The organism is Niastella caeni (genome assembly GCF_004834005.1).
Taxonomy (GTDB): domain Bacteria; phylum Bacteroidota; class Bacteroidia; order Chitinophagales; family Chitinophagaceae; genus Niastella; species Niastella caeni.
The window spans coordinates 1,109,356-1,123,034 of the sequence record NZ_STFF01000001.1 but is presented as its reverse complement, the minus strand read 5'-3'; the positions used below and the strand labels follow the sequence as shown (position 1 = coordinate 1,123,034).

Here is a 13,679-nt window from a genome sequence, read left to right as displayed (position 1 = left end):
AACTTATTACAATGATCACAGAACAACCAAGCAAAACAAATAATATTACTGACAACCAAAACAACCAGCGAATGAGAGCCGGTAACATTTTAGAAACAATTGGCCAAACACCGCATGTAAAAATAAACAGGCTGTATGGCGATAATCATGAAGTTTGGATAAAACTGGAGCGCAGCAACCCAGGCAATAGCATTAAAGACCGCATTGCATTATCCATGATAGATGATGCAGAGAAAAAAGGTATTCTGAATAAAAACAGTGTGATCATTGAACCTACTTCGGGCAACACCGGTATCGGGTTGGCTATGGTAGCTGCGGTAAAAGGATACAAATTGATTTTGGTAATGCCCGAATCAATGAGTATGGAAAGAAGACAATTGATGGAATTGTACGGTGCTTCATTTGAATTAACGCCGCGTGAGAAAGGCATGAAGGGCGCTATTGAAAAGGCAAAGGAACTGGTTGCGCAAACTCCTAACTCCTGGATGCCCCAGCAGTTTGATAATGCAGCCAACGTTAAAGTACATCGGGAAACCACAGCGCAGGAAATTTTAGCAAGCTTCCCTGATGGAATCGATTATCTGATCACCGGTGTGGGAACTGGTGGACATATCACTGGTGTTGCAGAAGTGTTGAAAGAAAAATTCCCTAACCTGAAAGTATATGCTGTAGAGCCTGAGTTGTCAGCCGTGATCAGCGGTGGCGCTCCCGGACCACATCCTTTGCAAGGGCTCGGCGCCGGATTCATTCCTTCCATCCTGAACACAAAATTGCTCGATGGAACAATACAGGTTGGTAAAGATGAAGCATTTGACTTTGCGCAACGACTGGCTAAAGAAGAAGGCATATTGGCTGGTATTTCAACCGGTGCAGCATTGGCCGCAGTAGCTAAAAAATTGGCCGAGATCCCTAAAGGCGCCCGGGTACTGACATTCAATTACGATACCGGTGAACGCTATTTGTCAATTGACGGTTTGTATAAATAAGTAAACAGGTACATGCAAACGAACCCAACATATGGTAAAGTAATACTGGCTGCTGCTGGTCCCGGTGACCCGGAACTGGTAACGGTAAAAACGGTGCGTTACCTGCAGCAGGCTGAAGTGGTGTTGGCCGATCGCCTGGTAAGTGAGGTGATTTTGCAGGAGTATGTGAACGGCAACGCGGAGATCGTATATGTAGGAAAGCAGTGCAGCCGCGGTTCCTCCACACCTCAGTATACCATTAATGAACTGATGGTGCACTATGCTTTGCAGGGTAAACTGGTAGTACGGTTGAAAGGGGGCGATGCATCTATGTTCTCGAACATCCTCGATGAGTTGCAAACCCTGGTACAAAACAACATACCGTATGAAATTGTGCCCGGTGTAACGGCAGCACTCGGTGCGGCTGCGTATGCAGGCATTCCATTAACAGCCAGAGGATATACTACAGCCGTTCGTTTCTTAACCAGTTATAAACTGGATGTAGTTACCGAAGCTTACTGGAAAGAACTGGCGCAAACGAATGATACGCTGGTGTTTTATATGTCATCTGAAACACTGGATCATGTAGTGAACAACCTGGTTCAACATAACATTGGCGACGATAAGTTGCTGGCAGTGATTGAACAGGCTACTACGCCTTTGCAAAACGTACATGTTACCAATATATATAAATACGATGAACAATTGCGGGGAAAAACATTTGTTTCTCCTTCGCTGGTGATCATAGGAAAAGTGGTGGCTTTGCACGAGCAATTCAAATGGATTGAAAACAGCAATAGTGCCGAGCATTATTTTAAACCACTAGCCAAACTGATTACAACAACATCCGATTCTGAAAACGCGGAAAAAGTAAATAAACATGTTAGCAGAGCATAAATTGAAATTGTTACAGGATTTAGTAAGGTCTTCAACCAAAGAAGAACTGGTTTGGATGAATGGATTCCTGGCCGGGGTGTTAATGAATTGCCACGAACAACCCGCGCTGGCTTCAGCTTCAGTACCTGCAACTGCGTCTGCACCAGTTGCTGCACCTGCTTCCGATAAGCCAGCCGTATCCAAAATTACTATTGCTTATGGCACTGAAACCGGCAACTCTAAAAAGCTGGCAACCGACCTGGCTGCTAAAGCAAAGAAGAGCGGTATCAATGCCAAAGTGGTAAGCCTCGATCAATACCGGCTGAATGATCTGTCGAAAGAAGAATATTTCTTTACGATCATCAGCACACAGGGCGAAGGTGAACCACCTGCTACCGCAAAGAAGTTTTACGACCATATTCATCAGAATGGATTTAAGTTGAATCAATTAAAGTTTGGCGTACTGGCGTTGGGCGATACTTCGTATCCCTTGTTTTGCAAGGCCGGCGAAGATGTAGATCAGCAATTGCAAAAGCTGGGCGGGGAAAGGATCGCACCATTAATAAAATGCGATACCGATTACCAGGGCGATGCAGAAGGCTGGTTTTCCCAGGTATTACATTCGCTCACCACAACCACCAGCAGCAATGGCAGCGCATCAGTGGGCGCTACCGTGGTGGCTAAGAAGCCTGCCGGTAAAAAAACATATACCGGTAACATCATTACCAATATTAATCTGAACGACAGGGGTTCTAACAAACAAACACACCATATTGAAATAACAGCGGATGAGCTGGAATATCAACCCGGTGATTCAATCGGGATTGTTCCTGAGAATGCGCCAGCTATTATAGATGCGATCATTGCATTGACCGGTATTGATGCGAAGAAAACAGTGCCTTTCCGCAATGAGTCGCATACGGTTTTAGAACTGTTGAAAAAGAAACTGAACATCGCTTATTTGCCGGAACGTGTAGTAAAGCAATATGCTGCTATTGTTAAACAGGATATTCCTGAAACAAAGATCAGCCTGCTCGACTTGTTGAAAATATACCCGGTGAATAATGCTTCACAGTTTGAAGAAGTGATTGGCATCTTAGAACCGATCACACCGCGCCTGTATTCCATTTCTTCTTCACCCCAGGCGCATAGTGGTGAAGTGCATGTTACCATCGCCCGCGATAATTTTAAAGTGAACGGGGAAGTAAAACATGGCTTGTGCTCTAATTACCTGGCAGAATTGCCGGTTGACAGCACCCTGGAATTTTATGTGCACAAAAACAACCAGTTCAGGTTGCCGGCGCCCGATAAAGATGTGATCATGATCGGACCCGGAACCGGTATTGCTCCATTCAGGTCGTTTGTGGCTGAGCGGGATGCCGCGGGTGCTACCGGTCGCAACTGGCTGTTCTTTGGTGACCAGCATTTCACAACCGATTTCCTGTATCAAACGGAATTGCAGAACTGGATGCAAACCGGTGTACTCACAAAAATGAACGTAGCCTTTTCAAGAGATCAGGCAACTAAAATATATGTACAGCACAAAATGTTGCAACATGCCAGGGAGCTGTATGAGTGGTTGCAAAATGGCGCTTATGTATATATATGCGGTGCCAAGGAACCAATGAGTGTAGATGTGGAGAACACCCTTCTGCAGATCATTGAGCGTTTTGGTAACAAATCAAGCGCGCAGGCTATTGAATTTTTAATTAACCTGAAAGAAGAAGGCCGGTTCCTGAAAGACGTGTATTAGTAAAAGTGAGTTTACATTTTTTCCACATTGAACATTGAAAATTATGAGCACGAATCAAAATAATTTGTCTTCTACCGAGAGAATAAAAATGGCCAGCGACGGCTTGCGGGGTACATTAAAAGAGAGCCTGCACGACGAGTTAACAGGTGCCATACGTGAAGATGACCAGGCGCTGGTTAAGTTTCATGGCATGTACCAGCAGGACGATCGGGACCGCCGCGAAGAGCGTAGCGCTAAAAAGCTGGAATGGCTGTATTCATATATGCTCCGTTTACGTTTGCCCGGTGGTTTTATGACCGGTGAACAATACGTGGGCCTGCATAATATTGCCGGTGAACATTCAACTGGGGTTATTAAGATCACCACCCGCCAAACCATTCAGTTGCATGGCATTTTAAAATCGCATGTAAAGCCAACTATTAAGGCTTTCAACACCATACTCATTGATTCTATTTCAGCCTGTGGCGATGTGAACCGTAATGTGGCTTGTGCTTCACATCCCAAATTCTCGCCAATACATGAAGAAATATTCTCTTATGCGGCAAAAATAAGCAAGCTGGGTTTGCCCAAAACAAAAGCCTATTATGAAATATGGCTCGATGAAAAGCCCCTGCTTGACCCGAAGGAAAAAGAAGAAGTAGAAAAAGATCCTTTATACCAGGACCGCTATCTGCCCCGTAAGTTCAAAATAGGTATAGCTATTCCGCCAAACAACGACGTGGATGTATTTACCAATGACCTGGGTCTTATTGCCATTGTTGAAAATAACAAACTGATAGGGTTTAATATTGCTGCGGGTGGCGGCCTGGGCACTACGCATGGTAACGCTGCCACTTATCCACGCCTGGCATCTATGCTCGGTTTTGTACGCGGCGAAGAACAAACGCTGAAAGCGGTACTGGAAGTAATTACCGTTCAGCGCGACTATGGTAATCGCAGCGATCGTAAGCTATCGAGGCTGAAATATACCATCGACAAAATGGGAGTGGAAGCATTCAAGGCAGAACTGGAAAAACGTTGTGGTTTCAAACTCGAAGAGCCAAAACCATATACCTTCACCAGCAGAAAGGATGATTATGGCTGGCATAAGAACCACGAAGGCAAATGGTATTATACCGTATTTATTGAAAATGGCCGTATAGCCGATGAAAAGGTGGCTTTAAAAACAGCCTTGCTCGAAGTGGCAAAAACCGGTAAAGCCAATTTCAGGTTTACCAGTAATCAGGGCCTTATCATCAGCGACATTGCGCAGAAAGACAAAAAAGCGATAGAAAAGATATTGAACGATTTTGGTATTATTGCACATACTGACAATGCGGGCGCCATGCGTAAAAGCGCCATAGCCTGCGTAGCCTTCAACACCTGTTCGCTGGCGTTGGCCGAAGCACAACGTTATCTGCCATCGCTCATCACTAAAGTTGAGCCAATATTGGCAAAGTATGGCCTGCAGGATGAGGAAATTTCAATGCGTATGACCGGTTGTCCCAATGGTTGCGGAAGGCCGTATGCAGCGGAGATCGGTTTTATAGGCACTGCGTATGGACGTTATAATTTGCATTTGGGTGGCGACCGCGAAGGTTTCCGTTTAAATAAAAAGTATAAAGAAAATATCGACGAGCCTGCAATTTTGAAAGAGCTGGATGAACTGTTTGAAAGATATAGCAAGAACAGGAATTCAGGCGAAACATTTGGTGATTTTGCAGTTCGGGAAAAGTTGGTAACGTTTTAAAAAATGCTGACAAGCATGTCAACAGATCAAAAGATACCGGTAAAACAAACAACTGGCGCTTCCGGCGATCAGGGCAATCTTTTATTTCCTGTTTTTTTAAAGCTGGAAGAACTGAAAGTATTGCTGGTAGGAGGCGGAAAGGTAGGCGCAGAAAAATTATCAGCGTTGCTGGGTAATTCACCTGCAGCACCGGTCACTGTTGTCGCTATCCATATTTCCGATGAAGTACGTAAGCTGGCAAAACACCATCCCAACGTTACGTTGCATGAGCGGGCGTTTATAGAAGCCGATCTTGAAAATAAAGACCTGGTTGTAATTGCTGTAAACGAAAAAGAATCGAGCCTTACTATTCGCGCGGCTGCCAAAGAGAAAAAGATCCTGGTGAACGTAGCGGATACGCCGGAGCAATGCGATTTTTACCTGAGCTCTGTTGTGCAGAAAGGCAACCTGAAGATTGCCATTTCAACCAATGGTAAATCACCTACTGCTGCCAAACGTATAAAAGAAGTATTGAATCATGCCTTACCGGCTGAGCTGGACGACATGATCAATAACCTGCATGCAGTTAGAAATAAACTGAATGGCAATTTTGAATACAAAGTAAAACGGCTGAACGAGATCACCCGCATACTCGTTGAAAAGGATAATGTAGAAAGGGAAAAACGCTGGCGCAAAATTGCTACGTATTCCCTGATCGCATTTGCCCTGATGCTTGTAGGTCACTTTATATTTTCATACTTACCGTTTCAGCGAATAGCCGATGATACGGTAAGATGGTACCAGCACCTGGATAAGAACTTTCACTGGATGCTGCTGGCCGGTTTCCTGGCACAGTTGGTAGACGGTGCATTGGGGATGGGCTATGGTGTTACCAGCGCAACCATTTTATTAACGGCAGGGGTGAGTCCGGCGGCGATGAGCGGTAGTATACATACGGCAGAAATGTTCGCCAGCGGCGCTTCGGGATACAGCCACTATAAATTCGGCAACGTAAATAAGAAACTATTCAAGGCACTGGTTATACCGGGCGTATTGGGCGCTATATTGGGAGCCATACTGCTTTCAAAATATGGCGATACGCATACCCCGTATTTACGGCCAATTATTGCCAGCTACACCATGTTGCTGGGCCTTCGTATACTTTGGAATGCCTTTAAAAGCGAGCAGAAAAAAAAGAAGTTCAAGCATTATGGCTGGCTGGCCGGTTTTGGCGGTTTCCTCGATTCATTTGGCGGCGGTGGCTGGGGCCCTATAGTAACCACTACGTTAATTACCAAAGGCCGTAGCCCGCGGTTTGTGATAGGATCGGTGAGCCTTACAGAGTTTTTTGTTACACTGGCAAGCGCCTTTACTTTTTTTACCATGCTGGGTGTTACGCACTGGCAGGTGATCGTGGCCCTGGTTATAGGCGGTTTACTGGCAGCCCCATTGGCGGCGAAACTGGCCGGTAAATTACCTCGTAAAACCTCTCTGATCTTATTGGGTATACTGGTAATATTCTGGAGCCTGAAAATTATTGTAAAGATCTTTTAATAGTATTCCCGGCACTGAAAAGTGACCGGGATTTAAAATAATGTATTAGTCTATTAAAATAATGGACTATATTCGCAATTCAGATCCTGGAATAGCAACCAGGATTTTTAATGGTTCTTTTAGTATATAAGAATTGTAGACATATTTAGCGCCCTTCCCCGGTACAGTTACTAACCGGGTTTTTTTACAACATTTTAGTCTATTGAATTAATAGGCTATTGTATAAGCAAAAATCAACGAAATGAAATCTGCAAATCCATCAGCCTGGATGCTTGCACCCAAAACTTTGTACAAAGGCCTTTTTGCACAGGATAACCGGGTTCAAAAATTGAAATTGGTCGTTTTAGCATCGCTGGCACTCTTTGTAAGCTCAACTGCTTTTTCTCAAACTGTGGCCCTTATTGAAATATCCGGCACGGTGATCAACCATGAAAAGAATGAACCTTTGCCCGATGTAAGTGTGCAGATAAAAGGTTCGGTAACCGGAACTATTACCGACAATACCGGCGGCTTTATACTTCGTACAAAACAAAAATTGCCTTTTACACTTGTTTTTACATCCGTAGGTTTTCAACCACGGGAGCTGGAAATAAAAAGCCTGGGCTCCAAATTACAGGTGGCCATGGTAACGCAAACGGTATTGGGTAATGAAGTAGTTGTAACTGCATCCCGCGTACCTGAAAACATCCTCAAATCGCCGGTTGCGATTGAAAAGCTCGATATCCGGGCGATCCGCGAAACCCCGGCGCCTAACTTCTACGATGCGCTGGAGAATGTAAAGGGCGTGCAAATGACCACTTCCAGTTTAACTTTTAAAGTGCCCAATACGCGGGGTTTTAATATCCCGAACAACTTCCGCTTTATGCAGTTGGTAGATGGGGTAGATATGCAGGCTGCTACGCTGGGTGTACCGCTGGGAAATGCCATCGGGCCCACCGAGCTCGATATTCAAAGCGTGGAAATAACGCCTGGCGCTGCTTCTGCTTTATATGGTATGAATGCCATTAACGGGATGGCCAACCTGCTTACCAAAAATCCTTTTAACAGCCAGGGCCTGAGCATTTATCATAAAACAGGTGTTAACCATGTTGATAACAGAGATCATACTGCTGCGCTTTTAACGGAGTCTGCTATTCGGTATGCGAAAGCATTTCATAATAAATTTGCCTTTAAAGTAAACGTGGGCTATATGCAGGGGATCGACTGGCGTTCAGATACCCGCCTCGATCAAAACCCTAATAATCTTAAAAGCGCCAACCCAAATTATCCTGCCCTGGATGGCGCCAATAATATTGCATTCGATGGCTGGAATAAATATGGCGATGATGCGCTGGCTGGCAGTAATACTTCTTCTATCAGCGGTCTTACAATTGATGGAAAAGCCAACCAAACCTTGCGCGTAGTGCGAACCGGTTACTGGGAGAAAGACCTGGTTAGCCCTAAGGTGAGCAACCTGAAAGTGGATGCTGCTTTGCATTATCGTATTACCGAAAACGCTGAATTGTCTTATTCTTATCGCTTTGGTCAAATGGATGGCGTATTTCAACGCGGCAATAAGATCCGGCTCGATAATGTAAAAGTGCAAAACCATCACCTGGAATTGAAAGGAAGTAATTATGTAGTTCGCAGCTACGTATCTATTGAGAACACTGGTGACTCTTACAACGTAAAGCCGTTGGCCGACAATATGGACCTGTACAGCGGCGGTTCAAGCTCGGCATGGGCTGCCAAATACAAAAATGCGCTTACTGAATATACGAGTAACAACGGCGGACTTACATCAGCGAACCTGGCTGCTGCTAATCAGTATGCCCGGGAAAAAGCAGATGCCGGTCGCGTTGAGCCTGGTACCCCTGAGTTTAACCAGTTGAAAAACACGATCACTAAAATCAATAACTGGGATATTAAATCAGGCACTATTCCCGATGCGCCCGTAACCGGTGGCGCTGCCCTGGTGCAAAGAAGCCGTTTGTACCATACCGAGGGACAATGGGACCTGTCGAAATACGTGAAGTTGGTTGATCTGTTGGTAGGCGGCGATGCGCGTATTTATGAGATCATCCCCGATGGTAACAACTTTGTTGATTTCGGCCGGCCTATCGATGAAAGGAACAAACCTGTAATGGTTGATGGCAAAGTATCCGATAGCAATAATTTTGGAAGCAACATATACTATAAGAAGTTTGGCGGGTTTGCACAGATTACCAAAACCTTTTTCAAAGACAAGTTGAAATTGTTTGGTTCGCTGCGGTACGATTACAATCCGGAGTTTGATCCGAAGTTTACACCGCGCCTGGCGGCCGTGTATACCGCCAATCAACGGCATAATTTCCGCTTCACTTATCAGCAGGGATACCGTTTCCCCGCCTTGTTCGAAGCATTGTCGTATGTAAACAATGGACGTGTTAAACGTGTGGGTAGTCTTTCCTATATCAATGACGGATTGGGTTATCTGGAGAACAGCTATACGCAGGCTTCTGTTGTAAATTTCAATGCGGCAGTAAGTGCAGCCGGTAACACCGATGCTGCGGCGCTGGCCAATCGCGATCTGTTGGTATGGGCCAACCTGCCAAAAGCCCGTCCCGAGCGCATTACCTCCTTTGAAGTTGGTTACAAGAGTGTGTTGTTAAATAATACCTTGATTATCGATGTGGATGCTTATACTAACCAGTACGATGGATTCCTGGGCCAGGTGCAGGTGTATGTGCCCAAAGGCGAAGCCGTTGGTTCCGATGCGGCAGTGATCGCTATGCTCGACCGCAACCGGGATGCTACCACGGCCAGTGGCGGTAATGCAGCCAGCAAAGGCCAGGACCGTTACCGGGTGTACACCAATGCAAAGAACATTTATTACAATTATGGATCAGCGTTGGGTATTACGTACAACTTCTATAAAAAATATACGGTTGCTGGTAATGTGAATTTCAATCAAATGAAATCCAACAAGACGGATGATATCTTTGTAACAGGGTTCAATACCCCAAAATGGTCGACCAATCTTTCTTTTGGCAACCGCGAGGTGATCAAAAATGTTGGTTTTAATGTAGTGTGGAGATGGCAGGATGCTTTCCTGTGGGAGAGCCCGCTGGTAACAGGAGGAATTTCTTCTTACAGCACCATTGATGCACAGGTTACTTACCGGATACCAGAAGTGAAAGCAAGCATCAAAGCTGGTGGCGCCAATTTGTTGAACCACCGCTATATTCAGTATGCGGGCGGACCAACGATCGGTGGATTATATTATGTGGCAATTACAGTTGACGGATTGTTGAAATAGAGGGAAGGACAGAAAATGCATTGGGTGAGTCTTCCGCCAGTTGGCTGAAGGCTCACCCTTTTTTATGCCATTTATGAATTGCTCAATGATTCAGGAATATAATCCATCTCATGGGCGTTGTGCAGATATATAAAAAATATTTATTCGTACAATGGCTGTTACCGTTAGATTACTTTTGTTTTATTTGTTTTACAAATACCCTTATTTGAAAATCACACACCTGTCTTCTATGAAAAAATGTATCTCCTTATCAACTCTTATTAGTTTTTTATTTGTTTTTACTGTTCATGCACAAAGCTGGCAACCTGTAGGGCCTAACGATAATAACCAGCCTTCTCTTTATCCAACGAGCAATGTATCCATGGAGCTAAACAGCACAGGAACCCCGTATATAGCGTTCAGCGATGACTATATAAATGGCTACAAAGCAACGGTAAGAAAATTTGAAGGCGGCGCCTGGACGAATGTAGGATTGCCCTGTTTTTCGGAAGGAGAAATAAGAAACCCTGACATCGCTTTTGACCGCAACAATATACCTTATGTAGTGTATCGGGATGTACCCCAGGGCAATAAGACAACATTGAAAAAATTTGATGGCACCAATTGGATAACCGTAGGAACGGTGGGTTTTTCAGATGATGCTGTTAGTTCCGTTTCACTGGCTATTGACGGCAATAATACGCCCTATGTACTGTACATTACTACCGACGCGGTGTATGTAAAAAAATTTGATGGAACCAATTGGATAACGGTCGGCACAACAGGCTTTCCCTCCGCTGAAGCCTCAATAGGGATAGACGGCGTCAATATCCCTTATGTAATTTATGGAGATGATAGTAATGGGGGAAAAGCCACTTTAAAAAAATTTGATGGCGTCAATTGGATAACAGTAGGCGTAGCCGGTTTCTCAACTTACGCTGTTTTTTTCCCTTCAATAATGTTTACTGCCAGCAATACGCCTTACGTTGCGTTTCTGGATGGTGGTGTAGCTACCGTAAAAAGATTGAGCGGGGCCAACTGGTTAACAATAGGTTCGTTTGGCCAAACCAATTACGTTTCGATGGCCCTTGATGTTAACAGCAGGCCTAATGTTGTGTACACCGATAACAATGAAGGAACTGTGAAAGTACAAAGGTTCACGGGTACTACCTGGGTAACAGTAGGTACAAGCATTGAAAATTATTTCGGCGGTTCAATTAATTACCCGTTAATTGCCATTGACGGAAATAATATTCCTTATCTGGCATACAATGACTATAGCCAGTTCAATAAGACAATCGTAAAAAAATTGGATGGAACCAGTTGGGTTCCGGTAGGAATAACAGGTTTTACTCCAGCGGCTGCGCATTATCTTTCAGTTAAAGTCGACGCTAATAATACTCCTTATGTAGTGTATGATGATGGCGCCAATGGCGATAGGGCAAGCGTTAAAAAATTTGATGGAAGCGCCTGGGTTAATGTGGGTACGGCTGGGTTTACGAGCGCAAATGTTCGTACGCCGTCTTTGGCTATTGATGCAACAGGCGCTCCCTATATAGCCTATATTGATGCTAATAATATTAGACCGACCGTACAAAAATTCAATGGCAGCAGTTGGACCGACTTAGGTAGTGTTGGTCCTTCGGTTGGCAACGCTCAGTACACGTTTATAGCTATTGACGGCAGTAATACGCCGTACGTTGTGTACAGTGATGCCAGCAACAGTTATAAAACAACCGTAAAAAAGTTCGATGGAAGCAGTTGGGTAGCCGTGGGCGTGAATGGGGTTTCGTCAGGAGCTACGGATCTCGCCTCTATTGCAATTAACAGCAGTGGCATTCCTTATGTAGCCTACCAGGATGATGCAGATGGTATATCCAATGGTGGTAAAGTAACAGTAAAACAATTTAATGGCACCGGTTGGGTAACCGTAGGAACAGAAAATTTTTCAGGAAATGCAAATGGGGTATTTATAGCTATTGATGGGAACGATATTCCTTATGTAGCTTACCAGGACCTTGACAACGGCAATCGGGCAACGGTGAAAAGGTTTAATGGCAGTACGTGGGAAGATGTAGGAACTGCCGGCTTTTCAGCCGGATATGCCGGTTTTGTTTCCCTGGCATTTAATGCAGACGGCACGCCGTATGTAGCATACAGAGATGAAAGCAATGCGGCCAGGGTAACTGTAAAAAAATTCCTTAGTGGCAGTTGGGTAACTGTAGGCACAGAAGGCTTTTCATCAAGTTGGGCAGAACATGTTACCATGGCCATTGGCCCCAACGGTATACCTATTGTTGTTTATAGCAGCGGAGATGCTTTCGCAAAAAGCATTATTGAATCAACACTTCCCCTGAGCTTCCTTCAATTTAACGGCCAGCTGCTTGAGAACGAAGCCCTGCTTACCTGGAAAACAAATAATGAAGCCAATACACTTGCGTTTATAGTAGAAAGATGTATAGATGGCCGAACCTATAGCAGTGTGGGAACAGTAGATGCTATTAATAAAGCGGGTATTCATCAATATAACTTTAAAGACAGGAATTTTAATTTGTTGAGCGCTTCTGTTGTTTATTACCGGATTAAACAAAAAGATATCGACAGTAAGTATACGTATTCCCGAATTGTTCCATTAACGGTTAACAAATCTGAAAGGGTTGTAATTGTTTATCCAAATCCGGTTAAAGAACAAGCCGGAGTTACTGTAACGGTTAACAAACCGGAATGGATACAGGTTCGGGTTATAGATAATACCGGTAAGATTTTACGATCTCAACATTGGAATGTTAATGCAGGAAGTAACTCATTATCAATAAACATGAATGGTATGGGAAAAGGAATATATTATTTGCTGGTAAAAGGTAATTCCATCAATAAGCAGTTCAGAATAGTGAAGCAATAGTTACCTGACACGTATTTTATAAACCGGGGTGGCTTATTGGCCACCCTTTCTTTTTGCAAAAAGCCATTAAAAGATTATCACTATGACCTGAGTTTATTCGTAATACATTCGAAAGCAAGGGGTTGCCAAAATTTGTCGGGAATGGTTCTCACGAAAAATGATTTTATTTTATTAGAACTGATATTTCTTTTAATTGAAATGACCAATTTTCATGAGAAATGGTATTGTTTCCATGAGAGAGGATATCATTTTCATGAAAATGATGCCATTTGCATGAGAAAGGATGCTATTTACGTGAGAAATGATCTTTCTTCATGAAAAGCGATGTCATTTTCATGAAAATGGATCATTCCTTAACAGAAAAAGAATTTTTTTCATGAGGAATTTATTTCGTTTATTAGAAAGGATATTGTTTCATGAAAAATGATACAGTTTCCTCTTTCATGTAAACCTGAACTGTTTTAATAGAAAGCGCTTGTTATTCATAAAAAATAAGGTTGCTTTCAGGAGAAAAGATCCTGCTCTTTTGCACATATGTAAAACGTTCATTCCTTCCGACGGTACCGTCGGGGTTGTTTTTTTGAATAAATGAAAATGCGTCAGGGTTAAGTCATAGTTTGAAATAAACTTTTAAACTCTCCCGGGAGGTATTAATTTAGTGTATA

Annotated in this window: 7 protein-coding genes; all 7 read left to right on the top strand. The window is 43.8% G+C overall.

Translation table 11 applies throughout. The features are described 5' to 3' along the window. Positions 1–11: 11 nt before the first annotated feature. The 7 genes from cysK (at position 12) to FAM09_RS04265 (ending at position 13,014) form a co-directional block, all read left to right on the top strand. Positions 12–986, top strand: coding sequence for a cysteine synthase A (gene cysK, locus FAM09_RS04295; RefSeq protein ID WP_243751590.1), 975 nt, complete (start codon positions 12–14; stop codon positions 984–986). 12 nt (positions 987–998) lie between these two features. Continuing rightward, a complete protein-coding gene (cobA, locus tag FAM09_RS04290; protein ID WP_136575825.1) occupies positions 999–1,862 on the top strand; it encodes a uroporphyrinogen-III C-methyltransferase in 864 nt (287 codons plus the stop codon). Then, a complete protein-coding gene (locus FAM09_RS04285) occupies positions 1,846–3,594 on the top strand; it encodes a diflavin oxidoreductase (protein WP_136575824.1) in 1,749 nt (582 codons plus the stop codon). The genes cobA and FAM09_RS04285 overlap by 17 nt, the downstream gene beginning before the upstream one ends. A 43-nt stretch (positions 3,595–3,637) precedes the next feature. Beyond that, a complete protein-coding gene (gene cysI / locus FAM09_RS04280) occupies positions 3,638–5,323 on the top strand; it encodes an assimilatory sulfite reductase (NADPH) hemoprotein subunit (RefSeq protein ID WP_136575823.1) in 1,686 nt (561 codons plus the stop codon). A 15-nt stretch (positions 5,324–5,338) separates the two neighbouring features. Further along, entirely contained in the window at positions 5,339–6,856 is a 1,518-nt protein-coding gene (locus FAM09_RS04275) for a TSUP family transporter (protein WP_136575822.1), read from the top strand. 241 nt (positions 6,857–7,097) lie between these two features. Then, positions 7,098–10,133 (top strand): TonB-dependent receptor, encoded by a 3,036-nt coding sequence (locus FAM09_RS04270; protein ID WP_243751589.1) that lies wholly within the window; start codon positions 7,098–7,100, stop codon positions 10,131–10,133. A 229-nt stretch (positions 10,134–10,362) separates the two neighbouring features. Beyond that, complete coding sequence (locus FAM09_RS04265) at positions 10,363–13,014, top strand: T9SS type A sorting domain-containing protein (RefSeq protein ID WP_166437022.1); 2,652 nt, start codon at positions 10,363–10,365, stop codon at positions 13,012–13,014. Positions 13,015–13,679: the final 665 nt, after the last annotated feature.